The organism is Streptomyces sp. NPDC057854, assembly GCF_042797055.1.
Classification (GTDB): Bacteria; Actinomycetota; Actinomycetes; order Streptomycetales; family Streptomycetaceae; genus Streptomyces.
In genome coordinates, this window is the sequence record NZ_JBHVMF010000023.1 from 1 (window position 1) to 22,115 (window position 22,115).

At 75.0% G+C, this 22,115-nt stretch carries 15 protein-coding genes and 2 pseudogenes; 6 read left to right on the plus strand and 11 right to left on the minus strand.

Translation table 11 applies throughout. The features are described from left to right. From ACFVQZ_RS28185 to ACFVQZ_RS28200, 4 genes are all read left to right on the plus strand, one after another. A partial coding sequence (locus ACFVQZ_RS28185; RefSeq protein ID WP_383627274.1) for an alanine:cation symporter family protein occupies positions 1 to 711 on the plus strand: 711 nt, incomplete at its 5' end. Between the two features lie 239 nt (positions 712 to 950). Then, positions 951 to 2,252 (plus strand): Na+/H+ antiporter NhaA, encoded by a 1,302-nt coding sequence (gene nhaA / locus ACFVQZ_RS28190; protein WP_383627277.1) that lies wholly within the window; start codon positions 951 to 953, stop codon positions 2,250 to 2,252. Between the two features lie 123 nt (positions 2,253 to 2,375). Next, positions 2,376 to 3,227 (plus strand): universal stress protein, encoded by an 852-nt coding sequence (locus tag ACFVQZ_RS28195; RefSeq protein WP_383627280.1) that lies wholly within the window; start codon positions 2,376 to 2,378, stop codon positions 3,225 to 3,227. A gap of 36 nt (positions 3,228 to 3,263) precedes the next feature. Next, a complete protein-coding gene (locus tag ACFVQZ_RS28200; protein ID WP_383627506.1) occupies positions 3,264 to 4,484 on the plus strand; it encodes a hemolysin family protein in 1,221 nt (406 codons plus the stop codon). Between the two features lie 310 nt (positions 4,485 to 4,794). Here the strand turns inward: ACFVQZ_RS28200 and ACFVQZ_RS28205 are convergent. The 5 genes and pseudogenes from ACFVQZ_RS28205 to ACFVQZ_RS28225 form a co-directional block, all read right to left on the minus strand. After that, a pseudogene (locus ACFVQZ_RS28205) lies at positions 4,795 to 5,722 on the minus strand (TerC family protein); the annotation flags it as partial. A gap of 114 nt (positions 5,723 to 5,836) precedes the next feature. Beyond that, positions 5,837 to 7,096 (minus strand): MFS transporter, encoded by a 1,260-nt coding sequence (locus ACFVQZ_RS28210; protein WP_030497053.1) that lies wholly within the window; start codon positions 7,094 to 7,096, stop codon positions 5,837 to 5,839. Between the two features lie 114 nt (positions 7,097 to 7,210). Beyond that, positions 7,211 to 8,128 carry a hypothetical protein gene (locus tag ACFVQZ_RS28215; RefSeq protein ID WP_383627284.1) on the minus strand — a complete coding sequence of 306 codons (918 nt, stop codon included), beginning with the start codon at positions 8,126 to 8,128 and terminating at the stop codon, positions 7,211 to 7,213. Positions 8,129 to 8,275: 147 nt separating this feature from the next. Then, positions 8,276 to 9,016: an SGNH/GDSL hydrolase family protein gene (locus ACFVQZ_RS28220; protein WP_383627287.1), complete on the minus strand. Its 741-nt coding sequence runs from the start codon at positions 9,014 to 9,016 to the stop codon at positions 8,276 to 8,278. Beyond that, on the minus strand, positions 9,013 to 10,509 hold the full coding sequence (locus tag ACFVQZ_RS28225) for a DHA2 family efflux MFS transporter permease subunit (RefSeq protein WP_383627291.1): 1,497 nt from the start codon (positions 10,507 to 10,509) through the stop codon (positions 9,013 to 9,015). Before ACFVQZ_RS28225 ends, ACFVQZ_RS28220 begins: the two co-directional genes overlap by 4 nt. A 66-nt stretch (positions 10,510 to 10,575) precedes the next feature. On the opposite strand from ACFVQZ_RS28225, the gene ACFVQZ_RS28230 reads away from it, so the two are divergent. After that, positions 10,576 to 11,187, plus strand: coding sequence for a TetR/AcrR family transcriptional regulator (locus ACFVQZ_RS28230; protein ID WP_383627294.1), 612 nt, complete (start codon positions 10,576 to 10,578; stop codon positions 11,185 to 11,187). A gap of 22 nt (positions 11,188 to 11,209) precedes the next feature. On the opposite strand, the gene ACFVQZ_RS28235 is transcribed toward ACFVQZ_RS28230, so the two are convergent. The 3 genes from ACFVQZ_RS28235 to ACFVQZ_RS28245 all read right to left on the minus strand — a co-directional run bounded on the left by ACFVQZ_RS28235 (position 11,210) and on the right by ACFVQZ_RS28245 (position 17,590). Then, positions 11,210 to 14,674: an ATP-binding protein gene (locus tag ACFVQZ_RS28235; RefSeq protein WP_383627297.1), complete on the minus strand. Its 3,465-nt coding sequence runs from the start codon at positions 14,672 to 14,674 to the stop codon at positions 11,210 to 11,212. A gap of 150 nt (positions 14,675 to 14,824) precedes the next feature. Next, the gene (locus ACFVQZ_RS28240) at positions 14,825 to 16,123 is read right to left on the minus strand and encodes an acetyl-CoA carboxylase biotin carboxylase subunit family protein (protein WP_383627300.1); all 1,299 of its coding nucleotides are present in this window, start codon (positions 16,121 to 16,123) and stop codon (positions 14,825 to 14,827) included. A 255-nt stretch (positions 16,124 to 16,378) separates the two neighbouring features. Further along, positions 16,379 to 17,590: a pyridoxal phosphate-dependent aminotransferase gene (locus ACFVQZ_RS28245; RefSeq protein WP_030497046.1), complete on the minus strand. Its 1,212-nt coding sequence runs from the start codon at positions 17,588 to 17,590 to the stop codon at positions 16,379 to 16,381. Positions 17,591 to 17,697: 107 nt separating this feature from the next. Here ACFVQZ_RS28245 and ACFVQZ_RS28250 point away from each other — a divergent pair. After that, positions 17,698 to 18,051 (plus strand): annotated as a pseudogene (locus ACFVQZ_RS28250) (winged helix-turn-helix transcriptional regulator); the annotation flags it as partial. A 193-nt stretch (positions 18,052 to 18,244) separates the two neighbouring features. On the opposite strand, the gene ectB reads toward ACFVQZ_RS28250, so the two are convergent. The 3 genes from ectB to ACFVQZ_RS28265 form a co-directional block, all read right to left on the minus strand. Further along, positions 18,245 to 19,495 (minus strand): diaminobutyrate--2-oxoglutarate transaminase, encoded by a 1,251-nt coding sequence (gene ectB / locus ACFVQZ_RS28255; RefSeq protein WP_383627303.1) that lies wholly within the window; start codon positions 19,493 to 19,495, stop codon positions 18,245 to 18,247. 71 nt (positions 19,496 to 19,566) lie between these two features. Then, positions 19,567 to 20,781 (minus strand): amino acid:polyamine antiporter, encoded by a 1,215-nt coding sequence (locus tag ACFVQZ_RS28260; protein WP_383627306.1) that lies wholly within the window; start codon positions 20,779 to 20,781, stop codon positions 19,567 to 19,569. Next, positions 20,778 to 22,061, minus strand: a complete 1,284-nt coding sequence (locus ACFVQZ_RS28265; protein ID WP_383627309.1) for a lysine N(6)-hydroxylase/L-ornithine N(5)-oxygenase family protein — start codon at positions 22,059 to 22,061, stop codon at positions 20,778 to 20,780. The genes ACFVQZ_RS28260 and ACFVQZ_RS28265 overlap by 4 nt, the downstream gene beginning before the upstream one ends. Positions 22,062 to 22,115 lie beyond the last annotated feature (54 nt).

Below are 22,115 nucleotides of genomic sequence, written 5' to 3' on the forward strand. Positions count from 1 at the left end.
GTCCCGGCCGCGGTCTCGTCGATCATCGAGGGCGCCTTCAACCCGCAGGGCGTCGCCGGCGGCGTGCTGGGCGCGCTGATCATCGGCTTCAAGCGGGCCGCCTTCTCCAACGAGGCCGGTCTCGGCTCCGCCCCGATCGCCCACTCCGCGGTCAAGACCAAGCACCCGGCGAGCGAGGGACTGGTCGCCCTGCTGGAGCCGTTCATCGACACCGTCGTCATCTGCACCATGACCGCGCTGACCATCGTCATCGCCAACCCGGCCAGCTACGTCGAGGCCCGCCAGGGCGAGTCCATCGGCGGCGTCACCCTCACCTCCGACGCCTTCGCCACCGTCCTGCCCTGGTTCCCGTACATCCTGACCCTCGCGGTCATGCTGTTCGCCATCTCCACCGTGCTGACCTGGGGCTACTACTGCATGAAGGCCTGGACGCACCTGTTCGGCCGCAGCCGCGCCAGCGAGCTCACCTTCAAGGTCCTCTACACCGTCTTCGCCGTCGCGGGCTCGCTGCTCACCCTCCAGACCCTGATCGACATGGCCGACGCGGTGCTCTTCATGCTCGCCGTCATCAACATCATCGGCCTCTACCTCCTCGCACCTGTCGTCAAGCGGGAGCTGAACTCCTTCCTCGCCTTCGTCAAGCGCCGCGACGCCGGCCTCGACACGGCGGACGAGGCCACCGACCAGGAGCCGGTGAAGACCACCGTCTGACCGCCCCCGCGGCCCGGCTCCCGAAGGACCCTGTCCCCGCCCCGCGCCTCGGCGGGAACAGGGCCCTTCCCCCTGTTTCCACTGTTCCAGCAGGTCAGGGACGTCCTGGTGAGACTCCTGGACACCCGCTAGGGTGTAAAGAACGCATCAACGAAACGATGCCGGTGTGCCGGGAAGTCTGGTCGGCGTCCGAGGGGCCCGTGTGCCCACCTGCCGACACGCCCCGGAGGCTCGTCCCCATGCCCCAGGCACGCCCCCGCACGACCGTCTTCGGTCTCCTCCCGTGGCCCGAGCGCCAGGCCATCGCCGCGTCCCTGCGCACCGAGACCGTCGGCGGACTCGTCCTCCTCGCCGCCGCCGTCCTCGCCCTCGGCTGGGCGAACAGCCCGTGGAGCGGCGCCTACGAGGCGATCCGGGACTTCCACTTCGGCATACCGGCCCTGGGCCTGGACCTCTCCGTCGGCCACTGGACCGCCGACGGACTCCTCGCCGTCTTCTTCCTGGTCGCCGGGATCGAGCTCAAACGCGAACTCGTCGTCGGCGAGCTGCGCACTCCGGCCACCGCCGCACTGCCTGTCGTCGCCGCCCTGTGCGGCATGGCCGTCCCCGCCGCCCTCTACACCCTCACCGCCACGGCGAGCGGCGGCAGCCTCGACGGCTGGGCCGTGCCCATGGCCACCGACATCGCCTTCGCCCTCGCCGTCCTCGCCGTCATCAGCACCCACCTCCCCTCCGCCCTGCGAGCCTTCCTGCTGACGCTCGCGGTCGTCGACGACCTCGGCGCCATCCTCATCATCGCGGTCTTCTTCACCTCCGACCTGAACTTCTGGGCCCTCGGCGGCGCGTTCGCCGGTCTCGTCCTCTTCTACGCCCTCCAGCGCCTCCGCGTCCGCGGCTGGTGGTGGTACGTACCCCTCGGCGTCGCCGTCTGGGCGCTCATGTACAACTCCGGCGTCCACGCCACCGTCGCCGGCGTCGCCATGGGCCTCATCCTGCGCACCACCCGTGACGAGGGAGAGGAATCGTCGCCCGGCGCACGGGTCGCCCACCTCGTCCATCCCTTCTCCGCTGGCGTCGCCGTTCCGCTGTTCGCCCTCTTCGCGGCCGGCGTCAGCGTCTCGGGCGAAGCCCTCGGCCAGGTGTTCACCGACCCCGAACCCCTCGCCGTCCTCATCGGCCTCGTCGTCGGCAAGGTCCTCGGCATCTTCCTCGGCACCTACCTCGCCGCACGCTTCACCCGCGCCCAGCTCAACCCCGACCTCGCCTGGGCCGACGTCCTCGGCCTCGCCACCCTGGCCGGCATCGGCTTCACCGTCGCCCTCCTCATCGGCGAACTCGCCTTCCCCGACCCCGCCCAGGCCGAACACGTCAAGGCCGCCGTCCTCGTCGGCTCCCTCGTCGCCGCGGCGCTCGCCGCGGTCCTCCTGCGCCGCCGCAACCGCCTCTACAAGCGGCTGTGGGAAGAGGAGGAACGCGACGAGGACGCCGACGGCATCCCCGACGTCTACCAGACCGGCGACCGGTCGGGCGGAGCGCGCTGACGGGGACGGCCCGGGGCCCGCACCGCCCGGCCCACCGGTCGCGGGCGGCGCGCCGGAGGGCGAGGCTGGAGGGAGAACGTGTGGACGCGGAGGTTCCACCACCCTCCCGTGGAGGAGCGGGCGATGAACGGCCACGTGGCGGTGGGAGTCGACGGCTCGCCCGCGAGCCTGGCCGCGGTGGAGGCGGCCGCACGCGAAGCGGCCCTGCGCGGCGCCGGGCTCCGGATCGTGCACGCGTTCGTCTGGCCCGGCATGCACGCACCGCGCGGTTCGCCGCTGGGGCCGCCGGAGGGCGCGCTCCGCGACGGCGCCGAGGAGCTGATCGCCCGGGCGGTCGGGCGAGCCCGGAGAACGGCCCCCGGCGTCGAGGTGACGCCGGCCGTCGTCGGCGGCGAGACGGAGTCCGTGCTGGAGGCCGAGGCGCGCGAGGCCCGGCTCCTCGTCGTCGGCGGACCGGGCGCGGGCGGCGCCCCGCCCGCGCTGCTGGGCTCCACGGCCGAGCGTCTGGCCGCGCACGCGGAATGCCCGGTGATGGCCGTACGCGGCGGGCTCCGGCCCGCCGGTCCCGTGCTGCTCGCGGTGGACGGCACCACGGCCGGGCGGGCGGCGGCCGGGTTCGCGTTCGCCGAATCCGCCCTGCGCGGCCGGCGGCTGGTGGCCCTCCACGTACGGGACGACCCCCCTCCTTCCCCCGTCGGCGGCGGAGCGGACACCGACACCGCGGAGGCCGCGGTGCGCGACCTGCTGTCCGGACACCGCGGGGACCACCCGGAGGTGAGCCTGGACGTGCGCGTCGTCCGCGGCGACCCGCGCCAGGTCCTGATCGAGGCGAGCGCCGCCGCCGGACTGCTGGTGGCCGGCTCCCGGGGACACGGAGGGCTCGCGGGGCTGCTGCTCGGGTCCGTCAGCCGGGCCCTGCTGCGCCACGCGCAGTGCTCGGTCACCGTCGTACGGACCGAGGGGAAGGGCTCGTGAACGCCGGGGCACCCGGCCGGGCCGCGCGAGAGCCAGCTGCGCCGGCTGCGGCGCAGGGGCGGGCGCGGGGCGGCCCGGCTGGCGCGGCTGACGGCCGATCCGAACCGGTATCTGGCGACCATCCAGATCGGCATCACCCTCGCCGGGTTCCTGGCGTCGGCCTCGGCCGCGGTGTCGCTCGCCAAGCCGCTCGTCCCCCTGCTGCCGTTCGCCGGGGACATGGCCGAACCGCTCGCGGTGGGACTGGTGACGCTCGTCCTCAGCTTCGTCACGCTCGTCCTCAGCTTCGTCACGCTCGTCGTCGGCGAACTGGCGCCCAAACGGCTGGGCATGCAGTTCGCGGAGCGGTGGTCCCTGCTCGCCGCCGGCCCGCTGAGCCTGCTCGCGGCGGTGTCCCGCCCGGCCGTCTGGGCGCTCGGCCGCACGACCAACCTCGTGGTCCGGCTGCTGGGCGGCGATCCGGGGGCCGGCAAGCAGCCGCCCACCCCGGAGGAGCTGCGGGACATGGTGGTCAGCCAGCGGGGGCTGACGCCCGACCAGCGCGCCATCGCCGCCAGGGCGCTGGAGATCCACGAGCGGACCCTCCGCACCGCCCTCGTCCCGCGCCGCGCGGTGTTCGCCCTGCCGGCCGGCACCCCGGCGGTCCGGGCGCGCGGCGAACTGGCCGCGTCCGGGCACTCCAGGGCCCCGGTGCTCGGAGCGGGTCACTTCGACGACATCACGGGGATCGTGCACCTGCGCGACCTCACCACCAGCGACGACGCCGTGCCGGTCGGCGCACTGGCCCGCCGGGCGACCGTGTTCCCCGACGCCATGAAGATCTCCGACGCGCTCCTGCGCTTCCGGACCGACCATCAGCAGTTCGCCCTCGTGACGGACGAGCACGGATCGGTCGAGGGCATCGTCACCCTCGAGGATCTGCTGGAGGAGATCGTGGGGGAGATCTACGACGAGACCGACCGGCGCGGCCGGCAGGTCGAGCGGAGCCCCGACGGATCCCTCCTCGTCCCGGGCGACTTCCCCGCCGACGACCTGCCGGAGCTGGGGGTCGAGCTCGGCGCGGCGGGACGCACCGGCTCCACCACCGTCGCCGGCCTCGTCCTGGACGTGCTCGGCCGCCTGCCCCGGGGGCCCGGAGCCCGGTGCCGCGTCGACGGATGGGACATCGAGGTGGCGGCGGTCGAGCAGCACGCCATCACCGCGGTCCGCCTGCGCCCGTACGGCGGAGACGCCGGGCCGGGCGAGGAGACGCCCTAGCCCTCGTCCCGCCGGGGCCTCGCCTCGTCGTGCCGGTGGACGCGTGCAGCGGGGTCCAGCCGGAAGTCCGGGCAGTCGCGGTTCTGGCAGGGGCCCGGGCCCCACTCCGGAACGAACACGCCGAGGGTCTTGTGGCGGTGGACCGCGGGCGGCAAGGACGTCTTGCACGTCGGGCAGGTGTACGTCGTCGGCTTGCGCCTCAGTTTGACCATATCTTTACGATATGCCTGTTTCTCCGGGTCGGGAAGAGGGGCGTCTCCTGGGAGTCCCGATGACGCGGGGGGCGGCTGCGGGGCGGCGGCCGTCGGCACGGGCCTCTTGACGCTGAGCACCACGGATGCCGCCAGGACGACGACGATGACCGCGAGGCTGACCGGTGAGGGGATCTCCGGGACGGCCGGGCTGATCGTCTTGTGGGCCGCCTGGAGGACGAGCTTGACGCCGATGAAGGCGAGGATGACCGCCAGGCCCTTGCTCAGGTAGTGGAAGCGGTCCAGCAGGCCGGCGAGCATGAAGTAGAGCGCCCGCAGGCCGAGGATGGCGAAGGCGTTGCTGGTGTAGACGATGAAGGCGTCGTCGCTGACGGCCAGGACGGCCGGGACGCTGTCGACGGCGAAGACCAGGTCGGCGGCCTCGATCGCGGCGACCACCGCGAGCAGCGGAGTCGCCACCCGCCGGCCGGCCTCCTTGACGAAGAACCTCGCCCCCGCGTACTCGTCCCGCACCGGGATCAGCTTGCGGAGCATCCGCACCGCGAGGCTCTTGCCGGGGTCGAAGCTCTCCTCCTCGTCCTTGAGGAGCTTGTACGCGCTGTAGAACAGGACCGCCGCGAAGGCGAACAGCACGGCGGTGAAGCGGCTGACCACGGCCACGCCGAGGGAGAGGAAGATCGCCCGGAAGACGAGCGCGCCGATGACGCCGAAGAACAGCACGCGGTGCTGATAGGCCCGGGGCACCTTGAAGTACGCGAAGATGACGGCGAAGACGAACAGGTTGTCCACCGACAGGCTCTTCTCCAGGAGCCAGGCCGTCGTGTACTCCGTGCCCGCGGTCGCGCCCAGGACGAGGAAGACGACCGCGCCGAAGACCAGGGCGAGCCCCACCCACAGGCCGCTCCAGGCGGCGGCCTCCCGGAAGCCGATGACGTGCGCGGTGCGGTGGGCCAGCAGGTCCACCGCCAGCGACACGACCACGGTCGCGGCGAACGCCAGCCACAGCCAGAGCGGGACCTCGAGCATGCCGAACACCCTCACCACGGCCCGCGCGCGGCGCGCGGGCCCTCTTAGCACGAGTGTCCGGCATGCCGCCTCCCGGGGCACGCCGGGAGGCGGCGGCGCCGCGGGGCCGCCGGCTCACGCCGCCCTGGTGAGGGCGGCGCGGTCGGGGGCGGCGGCGATCGGGGTCGGCGTGGCGGTGCGGCGGGTGCGGCGGGGCCAGAGGAGGAGGGCCGCCGCGGTGGCCGTGGCGGCGAGGGCCGCCAGGACCGACCAGGTGACGGTGAAGCCGGCGGTCGTGGCCAGCCGGCCCGCCACGGGGTACGTGACCAGCCACGCCAGGTGCGAGAGGGAGAACTGGGCGGCGAACGCCCCGGGGATCGCGTTGCGTTCGACGGCGCCGCGGATGACCGTGCCGGTCGGCGTGATGACCAGTGCCATCCCGACGCCGATCGCGGCCCAGACGGCGGCCGTCGCGGTCCGGGTGAGCAGGTCCGTCGCGGAGAGCGCGACCGCGGCGGTCGTGCCGGCGACGAGGACTCCGGCGCCGGTCAGCATGACCGTCCGGGCGGCGATCCGGTCGAGGACGCGGGGCAGCGCCAGCGCGGCCAGGAGGGTGCCGGTGCCCGACGCGGCCAGCATCCAGGCGACGTCCGACTGGGTGCCGCCGAGCCGGTCCCGGACGTGGTTGACGGTGTTCACGACGACGATCGAACCGGCCGCCGCCACCACGACGTTGAGCGCCATCACGCCCCGCAGCCGGGGCGTCCCGAGGAACGTCCTGATGCCGGCTGCCGCCTTGTCCCAGGCCTTGGTGTGGCCGCTGGGGCGGGCTTCGGGGATACGGGTGGACAGGACGAGCGCGGCGGAGACGAGGAAGCCGGCCGAGGTGCCGAGGAACAGCCGGTCGAAGCTCAGGAACGCCAGGGCGACGGCCGCGAGCACCGGGCTCAGCAGGCTCTCCATGGTCGAGGCCACCTGGGAGGCGGACAGGGCCCGGGTGTAGGCGGACTCGTCGGTGACGATGTCGGGGATGACGGCCTGGAACGTCGGGGTGAACGCGGCGGAGGCCGCCTGCAGCAGACCGATCAGCACGTAGACGTGCCAGACCTCGGTGACCAGGGGCAGGGCCAGGACCACCAGGCCGCGGACCACGTCGAGGAGGAAGAGGAACGTTCTTCTGGGCAGCCGGTCGACGTACGCGGCGGCGAGCGGCGCGATGATCACGTACATGACCATCTTGATCGTCAGGGCGGTGCTGAGCACGACGCCGGCGTCCGGGCCGGCGAGCTCGTACGCGAGGAGCCCGAGGGCCACGGTCGTGAGGCCGGTCCCGAAGAGGGCGATGACCTGGGCGCCGAACAGACGGCGGTAGTCCCGGAGGGCGAAGAGGCGCATGGCGGTGTCCTTCCGTGTCCATGCGGCGGGGCACGGCGCCGGGGCGGCGGCCGTGCCCCGCGGGGACGGGCGGGGCAGGGGGGACAGCAGGGCAAGGGATCGCTTCCGTTCGTGTCAGTGGTGGGCGTGGGGGGACGGGTGGCCGCCGTGCCCGTGGCCGGCGTGGTGCGCCTGGTGGTCGCCGTGCTCGGCGGCGGGGGTGGTCGTGCGGACCGTGAACTCCGCCGTCCGGACGACGCCCTCGTGCTGGAAGTCCAGGAACAGACGGTAGGTGCCGGCCGTCGGCGCGACCGCCATGAAGGAGATGTCCGGCCCCGGCGCGGTGACGCCGTCGCCGGGCTCGCCCTCCGGGTGGACGTGGAGGTAGCCGAGGTCGCCGACGCGCAGGGCCACCAGGTGGCCGTACGCCGCCAGGTACGGCTCCAGGTCGGTCACCGGACGCCCGTCCCGGCCGACGGTGAGGGTCAGCTCGCTCGCCTCGCCGGGCACGAGCTCGCCCTTGAGGGTCACGGTGTACGCGCCGAGCCGGGCGGTTCCGGTGGCCTCCGGCAGCGGCTGCGGGGCGTACGGGCCGGCGACCGCGGCGTCGATCCCCAGCGTCAGCGTCCGGTCGTGGCCGGCCGGGTGGATGTCGGTGAAGAACCGCCAGTCGCCGGGCTCCAGCGTCAGCTCGGTGCTCCAGGTGCCGTGCTCGTCCCGCACCGGGTGCACGTGCTGGAACCCGGCCGTGTCCCGGCGGACGGCGATGAAGTGCAGCTCCTTCTCGTGCTCGGGGACGTACTCCGTCACCGGCCGGCCGTCCGGGCCGGTCACCCGGAAGGTGACCGTCTGGACACCGGCGGTGAGGATCGCCGCGTCGAGTTCGAGGGTGTAGCCGTCCGCCGAGACCGCCAGCCCGCCGGGCTGCGCCCCGGCGTGAGCGGCGTGACCCGCGTGACCGGTTTGACCGGTGTGGCCCGCGTGGCCGCCGTGTGTCGCGTGGCCGGTGTGCGCCGCGTGGTCGGTGTGGCCGTGGCCGGCGTGCTCGTTCATGGCGTTTCCCCTGGATGCGATGTGGCGCGCGGTGGTGCGCGGTGCTGTCGTCCGCTCCGGACGACGCTCACAACCATATACCCCCAGGGGGTATTCCGCAGGTTCTTTCTCGACCGGATTTCCGGCGGGATTCTCCGGCGGTGGGCGTCAGGCGCCGGCGTCCTCCTCGCTCCACCGGGCCAGCGTCTGGGCGATGGCCGCGAAGGCGACCGCGTGGCCGCGCGCGTTGCCGTGGACGCGGTCGGCGGCGTAGATGCCCGGGTCGGTGCCGAGCGGATGGTGGTGGGTGTCGACGTGGACGCCGCCGAGGCTGCGCGTGAGGTCCGCGGTGACGGCGTCGAGCGTGTCGAAGCGGCGGGCCATGCCGTCGGCGTGCTCCCGCGGCACCAGACCCGAGCGGGCGAGGTCGAAGAGGCCGACGGTGACGACGACGGCGCCGCTCTCCACGAGCGGGATGAGGAGCGCGCCCAGCTCGGCCCGCAGCGCGTCCGGGTCGAAGCTGCGGAAAGCGTCGTTGCCGCCCGCGCTCACCAGCACCGCGTCCGGGGCGAAGTCCAGGGCGGGGACGAGCTGCCGCGCGCGGATCTCGGCGACGCGGAGGTGGGGCTCGGCGAGGTTGACGGCGGCGAAGCCCGGGCGGGTGGCGGCGAGCGCGTCGGTGAGGCGGTCGGCGAACGACCGGTGCCGGTAGCCCGGCAGCGGGTCCATCACGCCGGCGGTCACGCTGTCGCCCAGCACGGCCAGCCGGTTCCACGGCAGGGGACGCAGCATCGCGGCGGCGGTGCGCGCCGGTACGCAGTACGGGTCGGTGGCCTCGGCGGACGTGCCGGACGCGGTGCGGTTGTCGTGGTCGACGGCGGGCGGGGCCTCGGACGGGCGGGTCGTCATCGCTGGTCTCCTGCAGGGGTAGGAGAGGTGCCTGCGGCGGACGCGGGCGGGGGTGGGGTGAGGCGCAGGGCGAGGCCGCCGGCCGCGGCGGCGAGGCTGACGGCGGTGGCGAACCCGTACACGACGGCGTACGGCTCCGCTCCCGTCGCCGTCCCCCTGCCCGCCACCTCCGCGATGATCACGGCCGTGGCGGCGATGCCGAGCCCGCCGCCGACCTGGCGGGCGGCCATCACCAGGCCGGTCGCCGCGGCGAAGTGACGGGGCGCCACGGAGAAGGCGGCGGCGCTGGAGATGCCGACGGTGGACAGGCCGACGCCGGCGCCCATCACCGCCCCGGCCGGCAGCCACAGCGTCCAGAAGCGCGGCTCGGTGCCGAGGAACAGCGCCAGCACGCCCGTCGAGACGGCGACGAGGGCCGAGCCCGCCGCCACCAGCGTGCGCGGGGCGGGGGCGGCGGGGAGCCGTCCGACGCCGACCCCGACCACCGCCGTGACGAGCGCCGCAGGGCTCATCGCGAGCCCCGCCTCCAGCGCGGAGTAGCCCCACGCGCCGGTCAGGAAGAGCACGCCGAGCAGCATCGTGGTGAACAGCGCGGTGCCGTACGCGAAGGACACCGCGCCCGCGACGGCGAACGACCGGCTGCGGAAGAGGTCGAGCCGCAGCGCGGGACGGGCGTGCCGGAGCGCCCGCAGCACGGTCGCCGCGCCCGCGAGCACGGTGACGGCGGCGGCGGTCAGCACGTGCGCCGAGGCCCAGCCGTGTTCGGGCCCCTGGGTGAGGCCGTACACCGCCGCGCCGACGCTCAGCGCGAGGAGCAGGCCGCCCAGCAGATCGGGTGCGCGCCCGGCGCGGGACTCGCCGGACGGCAGCTTCCGGCCGGCGATCAGCACGGCGAAGCCCACCGGCAGGTTGAGGCAGAACAGGGCGCGCCAGTCGAGGAGTTCGACCAGGAGGCCGCCGAGGGCGGGTCCCGCGGCGGCGGCCAGGGCGCCCGCCGCGCTCCACACGCCGATCGCGGCGCGCCGGCGCTCGGCGGGGATCTCCGCGAGGACGAGACCGAGGGAGGCGGGGACCAACAGGGCGGCGCCCAGGCCCTGGACGACGCGTGCGGCGAGCAGCACGGGCAGGTTCGGCGCCACGGCGATCAACAGCGAGGAGACCGTGAAGACGGCGACCCCGGCCAGAAACAGGCGGGCCCGGCCGACCGCGTCGGCCAGCGGCCCGGCCGGCGCGAGCAGGGCGGCGAAGGGGATCACATAGGCGGTGGCGACCCAGGAGACGGTGGTCAGCGAGGTACCGAAGTCGGCGGCGATCGGCGGCACCGCCAGGTTGGTGACGGTGGCGTCGAGGAAGCTCAGGAAGGTGCCCGCGCAGGCGAGGAGCAGGGCGAGCGAGGCGCGCCGGGCGGAGCCGGTGGCGGCGGGCGGAGATCCGGGTGACGGCGGGGGTGAGGGCAGGGGCGACGGCGGCGAGGAGGGGACGGAAGTCGTCATGGCGAGGATTTAAGAGTACGACCGTTCGTACGTCAATGCCGTACGGTCGTTTGCTAAGCTCGCCGCATGGCAGGACGCGCATCGGCCCGAGCGGCCCTGGAAACACGGCGGTCGGTGCTCGCCGCCGCCTCCGAGATCGCCTCCCGGGAAGGTCTCGACAGCGTCACCATCGGCCGCCTCGCGGACGCGCTCGGCATGAGCAAGGCTGGGGTGATCGGCCGGTTCGGCAGCAAGGAGAACCTCCAACTGGCCACCGTGGACCTGGTGGTGGAGAGCTTCCGCGTCCGGGTCTGGCAGCCGGTGCGCCACCGCGACCCCGGACTGCCGCGCCTGCTGGCCGTCTGCGCGTCCTGGGTGGCGTACGCCGTCGACCCCGGCTACTCGGGCGGCTGTCTGCTCACCCAGGTCACCTACGACTACGACGGGCGCGCCGGCGCCGTCCACGACCGCATCGCCGAGAGCCGCGCCCGCTGGCGGGACACCCTCCGCCGCGACGTCGAGACGGCCGTCGCCGCCGGCGACCTCCCGCCCGGCACCGACCCCGGCCAGGTCGTCTACGGCCTGGAGTCCCTGGCCGCCGGCGTCACCCCGGCCCGGCTCCTGCACGGCGACAGCCGTGCGGGGGAGTGGACGCTGCGCGGCATGCACGCCATCCTCGGGATCCAGCAAGCCGATTGACGCTCCGTCATGTCGCCGGTGCTCAGGCGGTCGCGTCCGCGAACCGCGCGCGGGCCGCGCGGACCCGGTCGGCGCCGGACGGGTACGGCAGGGCCTCGGCCCGCTCCAGGGCCTCCGCGAGCAGCGCGTCCGCCCGCTCCGGCGCCCCGGACAGGCCCAGCGCCACCGCGAGCGCCGTCGTCGCCTCCACCGACAGCAGGCACAGCCCCGCCGCCTCGGCGCGCGCCGCCTCCCGCTCCAGCAGCGCGACGGCCTCCGCGTGCCGCCCGGTGCGCAGCAGCGCCCAGCCGCGCACGCACTCGGTGCGCGGGGTGACCGTACCCCCGTCGAGCAGGACCAGGGTCTCCTCCGGACGGCCGCCGCGCAGGGCCAGTTCGGCGCGCGCCAGACGCACCTCGTCGCGCGCCTGCTGCTCGCCGGACGCCTCCGCGCAGGCCTCCGCGCGGGCCAGCAGCGCCCCGGCCATCGCCGGATTCCAGGTCATCCGGGTCCGGGCCAGGGCGGTCAGCGCGTACGGGAGGGTGCGCGGCGCCCGGGCACGGGCGGTGCGTTCCGCCGCCACCGCCAGTTCCTCCGCCTCGGCGTCCCGGCCGAGCAGCAGGTGCAGTTCCGCGAGGTTGGTCCGCTCGAACGCGCCCGCCTCCGGACTGCCGGCCCGGTCGGCCAGGTGTACGGCGCGCTCGCCGTACGCGACCGCCTCGGCCAGCCGGCCGCCGCGGCGGGCGTTCTCCCGCAGGATCGACAGCACCAGGCCCTCGGTCACGGCGTCCCCGGCCGCGACCGCGTGCGTCAGCGCCCGCTCGGCGGCGGCCTGGGCCTCGCCGAGCCGCTGGGCCAGGCCGAGGGCCGCCGCCTGCTGGCCGAGCGCGCGGGCCAGCGCCCGGTCGCGCTCCCGGCCGGGCAGCAGCGCGGCGACGGCCGCAGATCCGGCCGCGGCCTCCGCCGCCTCGGCGTGCCGTCCCGCGACGAAGAACAGGATCGCCGTGGCCAGGCGGTGGGCGGCCACCGCGTCCAACGGGGTCGCCGGGTCCGGCCGGCGGGCGTCGAGCACCCGGCGCGCCTCGTCCTGCCGGCTCGCCCGGATCAGGGCCTCGGCGAGCCGGGCGGTGACGGTCACGGCGGTGGCCCCGGCCCCGGCCCGGTCGGCGGCGTCCAGCGCCGCGTCCAGCACGCCGGCGGCGTCCTCGGCGCGGGACATCCGCTGGAGCAGGGCGCCGTGGTCCAGGCCCACGGCGGCCGCGAGGGCCGGGTCGGCCGCGACCAGGGGCGTCAGGCGGCGGTAGTACGCGTCCGCGTCCTCGTTCGCGTACAGGGCCGCCGCGCGCTCAGCCGCCCGCCGCAGGTATTCCACCGCCCGCGGGTCCTCGGCCCGCACCAGGTGCCAGGCCAGCGCGTCGACATCGTCGGGTCGGTGCCGCAGGAGGGCGTCGCTCCACGCGGCGTGCAGCCCGAGGGAGCGCACCCGGGTGAGCAGCCCGTAGCAGGTGAGCCGCAGCAGGGGATGACGGAAGGCAAGGCCGGTGACGTTCCGTCCGGCCACCGTCACCTGGCGTTCCGTCAGGAGCGCGGCGCCCACGGCCTCTTCGAGAGCGGTCGTGGCCTCCGCCGGGGCCAGCGGCGGATGGATCCCGGTCCGGGCGATGTCGAGGACCTCGGCCAGCGGGGCGGTTCCGCCGGCGGCGGCGACGACCTCCGCCATGCGCCGGGCCCGGGTGTCGAGCCGCAGCAGCCGCCGGGCGACGAGCTGCCGGACGCCCTCGGGGGCGGCGGCCCCCTCGGCGTTCCCGGGGGCGTGTCCTTCGCCGTCCACCGCGCCCGCGCGGGCGAGTTCGACGGTGAAGAGGGGATTGCCGAGGGAGAGCCGCCACACCCGCTCGAACTCCCGCTCGCCCTCCCCACCGCCGGGCCGGCGGGCCTCGCGGACGAGGGCGAGCGCGTCCTGCCTGCTCAGCGGCGGTACGCCGAGGCGTGTCGCGAGCCCCGCACGGACCAGCTCGTCGACCCGCAGCCGGTCGGCCTCCGGGAGGGGTTCGTCGTCGCGGAGCGTCACGAGGAAGCGGCACCGGGACCCGTCGCCCGCCTCCGCGAACCGGCGCGCCAGCCGCGCGAGGAGGTGGTGCGTACCGGCGTCGGCGGCGTGCAGGTCGTCGAGGACCACGACGACCCCGGCGTCCCCGCCGATCTCCGCCAGCAGGCGTTCCACGCCGTGGAACAGCCGGGCGCGCGCCTCGGGCCCGGCGTCGCCGGCCGGTCCGTCGCCCCTCCCCGGTGCGCCCGCGGCCGGGCGGTCGAGCGAGGGGAGGAGGGGGACGAGTTCGGGGCAGAGGGCTCCGATGCGCGTCCGGTCGGACGGCGGGCGGCGGGCGAGCCAGCCGTCGAGGGCCTCGACGAACGGGCCGTACGGCGTGGGGCCCTCGGCCTCGTGCGCGGCGCCCCACAGCACCGCGGCGCCGGAGCCGGCGAGCCGCCGGGCGGCCTGGGCGGCCAGCCGGGTCTTGCCGATGCCCGCCTCGCCGACGAGGAGGAGCACCGGGTGGTCCGTGGCGGTGACGACGGTCCGCAGCAGCGCGTCGCGGCCGTGCAGGGTGCCGTGCGCCAGGGCCCGTACGGCGGGCGGAAGGATCGTTTCTGCGGAAGGGGAGGCGACAGCCTCCGCGCCGGTACGGGGGACCGGCTCGGCGCGGACGGCCAGCCGCCGCAGCCGCTCGGTCTCCGGGGCGGGCGCGATCCCCAGCTCGCCGGCGAGGGCGGCGCGGCACCGCTCGTACTGCCGCACCGCCCGCGCCCGCAGCCCCTGCTCCAGCGAGGCCGTCATGAGCAGCTGGTGGGCCCGCTCCTCGGCGGGCGCCTCGGCGACGACCCGCCCGGCGGCGTCCGACGCCTCCTCGTACGCGCCCTCGGCGAGCCGCCGTTCGGCGAGGGCGAGCAGCACGCGCAGCCGCAGCGCGGCGAGTTCGGCGCGGCGCCGTTCGGCCCAGGGGGCGTACCGGTCCTCGGGGAGCAGTTCCCCGCCGTACGCGGCGAGCGCCGCCGCCAGCGGGTCGCCGGGCGGGCGGTCGCCTTCGGAGCCGGCGAGCGCCGCGAGGGAGAGCCGCTCGGCCTCGTCCGCGTCGATCCAGACCCGTCCCGGGTCGAGCCGCAGCAGCGTGCCGTCCGAGCGGAGGTACGAGGAAGCGGCGCGCGGGGCGATCTCGGGTTCCAGCGCGTGCCGGGCGGCGTGCAGCGCGACCCGCAGGCTGCTGGCGGCGGCCTGCGGGGTGGCGTTCGGCCAGCAGATCTCCTGCACCTGTTCGCGGTGGAGGCTGTGCCCGGGCGCCACGGCGAGCAGCTTCACGAGCGTCCGCGCGCCGGGCCGGGGCCAGCGCCCCGGCAGCTCCGGACCGCCGTCCCGCTCGGCGCGGAACCCCCCGAACAGGCGCAGCCGCAGGAGCGGGGCCGCGCCCTCGCCCTTCTGCCGGACGTCCTCGTCCTGTCGTGCCACGTTCATGAGAGCGGCCACTTTAGCCAAGCCGCCCGGGAGTGCTCTCCGGAGCCCCGGCCCGCGCGGGACCGGGTGCGGCGGGCGGCGCGGGTGTGGGTCCGGGGACAGGGCCGGGCCGGGGCCGGGCGCCGGTCCGCCCGGCCCCGCGCCGGTCCCTTACGCCGGGTCCGGTTCGATCGTCAGCTCGACGCGGTCCGTGTAGGCGCGGACCTCGGCGACCGGGTCGGCGTCCCAGGGGAGGTCCGCCACGACGTAGGCCGAGCGGCCGGACGAGTCGTGGAGGGCGCCGAGGCGGGAACCGCGGGCGAGGGCCACCATGACCGAGGCGCAGCGGGCGGGCGCGTCCGGGGTGGTGGCCTCGACGAGGGGCCAGACCGCGTCGTCGACGATCCAGGAGACCGGCTCGCCGTCGTACCGCACGTCCGTCAGCCGGCCGGGCGTGTGCTCGACGAAGCGCTGGACGGCCCGGCGGGTGGGGGCCGGGTAGTCGGGGCGCACGCCGAGCGCGAGGTCGACGATGGCCGGTTCGATGGGCTTGCCGGTGGCCAGGTGCCACATCATGGTGATGGCGTCGCCGGGGAGCCGGGCGGCGATCTCCATGAGGACCGGCTGGCCGTCGCGGAGCCGGAACTCGGCGTGGGTGATGCCGCTGTCGAAGCGCAGCGCCTTGAGGATCGCGGCGTTGGCGGCGACGAGCGCGTCCGAGTGCGCGAGCGGCACGTCGGCGGGGCTGGTGTGGCCGATCTCCGTGAAGTAGCGGCTGTCGTCCTCGTTGGTGAGCTTGGCGGTGACGCCGCTCCAGAGCAGTTCGCCGCGGTGGACGAGGGCCTCGACGGAGAACTCGGGTCCGGTGACCAGCTCTTCCACGAGGATCGTCTCGTCCGGCTCGTACGCGGCGAGCGCGGCCCGCAGCTCCTCGTCGTTCTCGACCCGGACGACGCCCGAACTGAACATCCGCCCGGCCGGCTTGACGACGGCGGGGTACGCGTCGGCGGCGGCCGACTCCCGCTGGTGGGGCGCGAACGCCCGCCAGGCGGGGCCGTGGTCGCGGAGGATGACGCGCTGCATGACCTTGTCGCGGCAGACCCGGGCCGCCCAGGCGCCGGGGCCGGGCAGGCCCAGCGCCTCGGAGAGCACCCCGCACGGGTCGACGAAGACCTCGCCGCTGCAGATCACGCCGCGTATGTCGTAGTCGGCGATCCAGTCCTGCACGGACGCGAGGACACCGGCGATCACGGCGTCCGGGAACTGGCGGACGGCCTCGATCCGGGAGAGCGGGTGGGCCGGCTCCGCGATGTGTCCGGTCAGCTTCGCCAGGTCGGTGGTGGGGCCGACGACGACCAGCGGAGCCAGCCCGCGCTCCGCGATGTCGGTGATCAGGCGGTGCTGGCGGGCGAGGGCCGCCAGGTCGCTCATGACGATCACGGCGGGCGGGCGTTCGCTCTGACGGTTCAACGGAGCTCCTCCGGTGGAGTGCGGATGCGGTGCGAGGTCGGTGCGCGTACGGCACCACGTGCGGGGGGTGCCGTACGTGGAGCCGTGCGCGGTGCCGTGCCCGCGGCGCGCCGCCGGTGCGGCGCGCCGCGGGCACGGTCGTTCAAGATCCAAGCTTGCCCGGCCGGGCCGCCCTCGGCCCGCCGTTGCGTCAAATCGGGAAGGGCGGCGCTGAATTGGCCGGAATTCGCGCCCAGGTTCCGCTGCGGCGGAGCCCTACTGGCGGTACGTCGAGAGGAAGCGGCCGATGCGGTTGATCGCGGTCTCCAGGTCGTCGGCGCGCGGCAGCGTGACGAAGCGGAAGTGGTCCGGGCGCGGCCAGTTGAAGCCGGTCCCCTGCACGAGGTGGATCTTCTCGCGCAGCAGCAGGTCGAGGACGAGCTGCTCGTCGTCGACGATCTTGTGCACCGCCGGGTCGAGCTTGGCGAAGGCGTACAGCGCGCCCTTCGGCTTGACGCAGCTGACGCCCGGGATCTCGTTCAGCGCCCGCCAGGCGACGTCGCGCTGCTCGGTGAGCCGCCCGTTCGGCAGGGTCAGGTCGTGGATCGACTGCCGGCCGCCGAGCGCCGCCTGGACGGCGTACTGCGCGGGCACGTTCGGGCACAGCCGCATGCCGGCCAGCATGGTCAGGCCCTCCAGGTAGTCCGCGGCCTGCTCCTTCGGGCCCGAGACGACCAGCCAGCCGCTGCGGAATCCGGCCACGCGGTAGGACTTGGAGAGGCCGTTGAAGGTGAGGGTCACGACGTCGTCGCTGAGCGTGGCCAGGCAGTGGTGCTCGGTGCCGTCGTAGAGGATCTTGTCGTAGATCTCGTCGGCGAGCACCATCAGGCCGTGGCGGCGGGCCAGTTCGAGGATGCCCTCCAGCAGCTCCTTCGAATAGACGGCGCCCGTGGGGTTGTTGGGGTTGATGACGACGATGGCCTTGGTGCGGTCGGTGATCTTCGCGGCGATGTCGTCGAGGTCGGGGAACCAGTCCGCCTCCTCGTCGCACAGGTAGTGCACGGCCCGGCCGCCGGCGAACCGCACCACGGCGGTCCACAGCGGGTAGTCCGGCATCGGCACCAGCACCTCGTCGCCGTCGTCCACCAGGGCCTGCACGGCCATCTGGATCAGCTCCGAGGCGCCGTTGCCCAGGTAGACGTCGTCGACGGTCACGCCCGCCACGCCGCGCTGCTGGTAGTACTGCATCACCGCGCGCCGGGCCGGGAGGATGCCCCGGGCGTCGCTGTAGCCGTGCGCCTGGGGCAGGTTGCGGATGATGTCCTGGAGGATCTCCTCCGGCACCTCGAAGCCGAACGGCGCCGGGTTGCCGGTGTTCAGCCGCAGGACGCTGTGACCCGCCTCCTCGAGGGCGTTGGCCTGGTCGACGACCGGGCCACGGATCTCGTAGCACACGTCCTTCAACTTGCTGGACTGTCGAAACGTCATCTGCGGCCTCCCGACCGTCACTGTCACCGTCATCCGCGCCGCTGTGGCTGCTTCGTTCTACCAAGTACCCACTTGGAAAGTCCAACCTTTTGGCTATGCTGGCCCTCATGCCACGCCGAAGCTACGACCAGTACTGCGCCGTCGCCCGAGCCCTGGACGCGGTGGGGGAGCGCTGGAGCCTGCTGATCGTCCGGGAGCTCCTGCACGGCCCGCGGCGGTACACCGACCTGCACGCCGACCTCCCCGGCGTCTCCACCGACATCCTCGCCAGCCGGCTCAAGCAGCTGGAGGGCGAGGAGCTGGTCGAGCGCCGACGCCTGGAACGGCCCGCCAACGCGACCGTGTACCAGCTCACCCCGCGCGGCGCCGAACTCCGCCCGGTCGTCGAGGCCCTGGCGCACTGGGGCCTCGACGCGCTCGGCGACCCCCGGCCCACCGACGCGGTGCGCACCCACTGGTTCACCGGCCGCGCCCCGGCCGGCGACCCCGCACCGGACCCCGGCGCCGCCCCCGGCCGTACGGAGGAGGAGCCCGCCCCGGCGGCGGCCCGGTGACGGCGCGGGGGCGACGTCCCAGCGTGACGTCCCGCGTGACGTCTCCTGTGTCGTCCCCCGTGACGTCCCGCGAACCCCTCGCGCCCCGGCTGCCCGCCCCTCAGGCCCCGACCGCCGCCGCCACCGACTCCCGCAGCACGGCCAGGCCCTCCTCCAGCTCCTCGTCCGTGGCCGTCAGCGGCGGCAGCAGCTTCACCACCTCGTCCTCGGAACCCGAGGTCTCCACCAGCAGGCCCCGGGCGAAGGCCCCGTCGGCGACCAGCCGGGCCGTCGCCGGGTCCCGGAAGGACAGGCCCCACGCCAGGCCGCGTCCGCGCCGCGCCGTCACCTGCGCCGCGTACCGCTCCGCGAGGTCGCCCAGCCGCTCCTCGAAGAGCGCGCCGCGCGTCTCCGTCTGCTTCTCCAGGGTGCTGTCCGCCCAGAACTCCCGCAGCGCCGCCGTCGCGGTGACGAAGGCCGGGTTGTTGCCGCGGAAGGTGCCGTTGTGCTCGCCCGGCTGCCACACGTCCAGTTCGGTGCGGAACAGGGTCAGCGCCATCGGCAGCCCGTACCCGCTCAGGGACTTGGACAGGCAGACGATGTCCGGGGTGATGCCGGCCGCCTCGAAACTGAAGAACGGCCCGGTCCGCCCGCAGCCCATCTGGATGTCGTCCACGATCAGCAGGATGCCCCGGCGGTCGCACAGCTCCGCCAGGTCCGCGAGCCAGGCGGCCCGGGCCGGGTTCACCCCGCCCTCGCCCTGCACCGTCTCCACGATGACGGCGGCGGGCAGGTCCATGCCGCTGCTGCGGTCGTCGAGCATGCCGTCGAGCAGCCGCAGGCCGTTCACCTCGCCCCCGGCGAAGCCGTCGTACGGGAGCCGCCAGGTGTGCCCCAGCGGCACCCCGGCGCCGCCGCGCTTCGACGCGTTCCCGGTGACGGCGAGCGACCCCAGCGACATGCCGTGGAAGGCGCCGGTGAAGGCCACCACGGTCTGACGACCCGTCACCTTGCGGGCCAGTTTCAGCGCCGCCTCCACGCTGTTGGTGCCCGTCGGGCCGGGGAACTGGACCCGGTAGTCCAGCCGCCGGGGGCCGAGGATCCGCGCCCCGAACTCGCGCAGGAAGTCGTCCTTCGCCACCGTCAGCATGTCGAGGCTGTGCGTCACCCCGTCCCGCTCCAGGTAGTCGAGCAGCGCCCGCTTCAGCACGGGGTGGTTGTGGCCGTAGTTGAGGGCGCTCGCGCCCGCGAAGAAGTCCAGGTAGGCCCGGCCGTCCCGGTCGGTGAGCCGGCTGCCGCGCGCCCGGTCGAAGACCACGGGCCAGTTGCGGCTGTAGCTGCGGACCTCGGATTCGAGGGTCGAGGCGTTCATGAGAGGGGTCTCCTCGGAGATGGGGGGTGGAAAGGTAGGGAGGTGGTGCGGAGGTGCGGTCCGGCGCGCGTTCACGCGCCGGACAGGAACGGGACGGCGAGCACCGCCAGGCCCGTGAGCACGGCCAGCAGCAGCGCCCCGGCGACCCGCAGCGGCGGCCCGCCGTGACGGACCGCCGCGGCGGCGGCCAGCGCGTAGCCGACCAGCGCCGCGGCGGCCGGACCGAGCAGCAGCAGGGGTACGCCGCCGTCCCGCGCCCCCGCCCAGGCGAAGGCGCAGCACGCCGCCCCGACGGCGACGACCAGCGGCGCGGCGGGCTTCCGCGCCGGGAGCGCCGGGAGCGCCGAGGGCGCCGGGGCCGGCCCGGGGCGCAGGCGCGCCGCGATCCGGGCCGCGGTGCGGACGTTGGTGAGGACGTACGAGGTGAGCACGGCGGCCGTCGCCACGGCGAGCACCCACCGCAGGGGCGCCGCCGCCGGGGCGCGGGCGCCCCGCTCCTGGATCGCCGCCAGGACGAGGCAGACGGCCGCCACGTACCCCGTGCCCAGCGCCACCCCGGCGGCGGTGGCCCGGGGCCCGGCGCCGATCGCCGGGACGGCCCCGGTGACGGTCTCCCAGCCGACGCCGGCGAAGAACAGCGCCGTGAGCGCCAGCCACAGCGCGCCCGGCTCCGAGAACCCCGACGGCGCCAGCGCCGTGCCCGCCCCGGGGTCGGCCGGCCAGAACCAGACGGCGCACGCCAGCGCCAGCAGCCCTGCGGCCCACGGGCGCCACCGGAGCAGCGCCGCCGGCGGCTCCAGCGGGGACAGCGCCCCCGCCACGCCGACGGCGAGCACCCCGAGGGCGAGCGGCAGCCCGTCCGCCCCCGCCGCGGGCGGCGCCCCGTCGGCGGCGGTCAGCAGCGCGGTCGCCGCGAACCAGGCGATCGCGGCCTGCCCGGCGGTGAACGCCACGGCGAAGACGCCGTCCACGGTCCGCTCCGCCCAGGTGCCCAGCAGCGCCCCGACCGCCCCCGCGAGGGAGGCCGGGCCCAGCCGGGCGCGGACCAGCAGCCCGAGCACCAGCGCGACCGCACCGCCCAGCAGGATGTGGACCGCCCACAGCAGCGGCCCCGCCCCGTCCGCGAGGGCGGCGACGACCGGCGGCATGACCAGCAGCCCGGCACCGAGGACCCCGCCGGCGAGCCGCCCGGCGAGCACCCGCGCCGGCGGCGTCCCCGCCGCCCGGTCGCGGGCCCCCGTCCCGGCGCGGCCGGCCGTCCCGGTGGCTTCCGGAGGCTCCGTCACGGCAGCCGCTTCCGGAGGCTCTCGGCGATGACCTTGGCGCGCAGCGACAGCAGGCTGAACGAACCGGCGTCGCCGATGCCGTGGCTGGACTCGCACAGGCCGTTGAGGAACAGCGGCGGCGTCTCCGGCGCCACCGGCCGCACCTCGTAGTCCGGTCCGACGCTCAGGTAGCCGTGCGGGTCGAAGGCGAACGCGTCGGCCACGTCCCGCATCAGCGCCGGCACCCGCTCCTGGTGGGCGGCCGGACCGAGGTCGCGGAAGCCGGTGGCCAGCACGACGACGTCGGCCTCGTGGACCTCGGACTCCCCGGTGTTCAGCTCGTCCACGTGCATCCGGACGCCGTCCTCGCCCGCCTCCAGGGACCGCACCTGGCGGCTGCCGCTGACGAACACCCGCTGCTCGCCGTCGAGCCGCTGCTCGTAGATCAGCCGGTACAGCTCCCGCAGCACGTCGCCGTCGGCGGACGAGTAGTTCGTCAGCCGCATAAACTGGTCGATGGCGTCCTTCCGTTCGCGGGAGGCCGCGTAGTAGTAGTCCGTGAAGCCGGGGAAGTACCCCTCCTCGCTGAACGGGCTGGTGTCCTTCTCACGCAGCGTCAGCGACCGCACGAGCGTGGTCACTTCGGCCGCCGGGTAGCGCCGCGCCAGGTCCAGGGTCAGCTCCACGGCGCTCTGGCTGCCGCCGACCACCGTCACCCGCCGCGGCGCCACACCCGCCTCCTCCAGCTCCCGCAGGGCGGGCAGGTAGCGCGTCAGGTGGAAGACGCGCGGCGAGTCCACCGTGTCGAACGGCTCCGGGATGTACGGGGCGCGCCCGGTCCCGACGACCAGGACCCGCGCGTGCAGGGTCTCCCCGGTGGAGGTGGTGACGGTGTAGCGCGGCCGGCCCTCGTCGTCCGGGCCGAGCGTGACGGCGGTGACGCGCGTGCCGTAGTCGACGAGCCGGTCGAAGTGGCCGGCCGCCCACGTCACGTACTGCGCGTACTCCTTGCGCAGCGGGAACTCCATGGGGAGGTTGAGGTGGTCGAGCAGCCGTCCCTGCTCGAAGAGGTAGTTGATGAAGCTGTAGCGGCTGCGCGGGTTGCGCAGCGACACCAGGTCGCGCACGGGGTGGTTCTGGATGTCCGAGCCGTCGAGCATCATCGCGCTCTGCCAGGACGGCCCGGGGCGGGCCTCCAGGAAGCGGACGTCCAGGTCGTACCCCTCTTCTTCCAGGGCGATGGCGAGAGCGAGGTTGGCCGGGCCGAAGCCGATGCCGAGCACGTCGTGGCAGCGGGTCACTGTTCCCCCTTGACGAAAGCGGATAGGAGTCGTGCAGCCGGGAGCGGCCCACCG

Bases quoted from the DNA above. Each gene is read 5' to 3' on its own strand.
- ACFVQZ_RS28235 (WP_383627297.1), bottom strand. From the start codon at position 14,674: ATGAACGTGGCACGACAGGACGAGGACGTCCGGCAGAAGGGCGAGGGC.
- nhaA (WP_383627277.1), top strand. From the start codon at position 951: ATGCCCCAGGCACGCCCCCGCACGACCGTCTTCGGTCTCCTCCCGTGG.
- ACFVQZ_RS28195 (WP_383627280.1), top strand. From the start codon at position 2,376: ATGAACGGCCACGTGGCGGTGGGAGTCGACGGCTCGCCCGCGAGCCTG.
- ACFVQZ_RS28245 (WP_030497046.1), bottom strand. From the start codon at position 17,590: ATGACGTTTCGACAGTCCAGCAAGTTGAAGGACGTGTGCTACGAGATC.
- ACFVQZ_RS28210 (WP_030497053.1), bottom strand. From the start codon at position 7,096: ATGCGCCTCTTCGCCCTCCGGGACTACCGCCGTCTGTTCGGCGCCCAG.
- ACFVQZ_RS28220 (WP_383627287.1), bottom strand. From the start codon at position 9,016: ATGACGACCCGCCCGTCCGAGGCCCCGCCCGCCGTCGACCACGACAAC.
- ACFVQZ_RS28230 (WP_383627294.1), top strand. From the start codon at position 10,576: ATGGCAGGACGCGCATCGGCCCGAGCGGCCCTGGAAACACGGCGGTCG.
- ectB (WP_383627303.1), bottom strand. From the start codon at position 19,495: ATGAACGCCTCGACCCTCGAATCCGAGGTCCGCAGCTACAGCCGCAAC.
- ACFVQZ_RS28215 (WP_383627284.1), bottom strand. From the start codon at position 8,128: ATGAACGAGCACGCCGGCCACGGCCACACCGACCACGCGGCGCACACC.
- ACFVQZ_RS28225 (WP_383627291.1), bottom strand. From the start codon at position 10,509: ATGACGACTTCCGTCCCCTCCTCGCCGCCGTCGCCCCTGCCCTCACCC.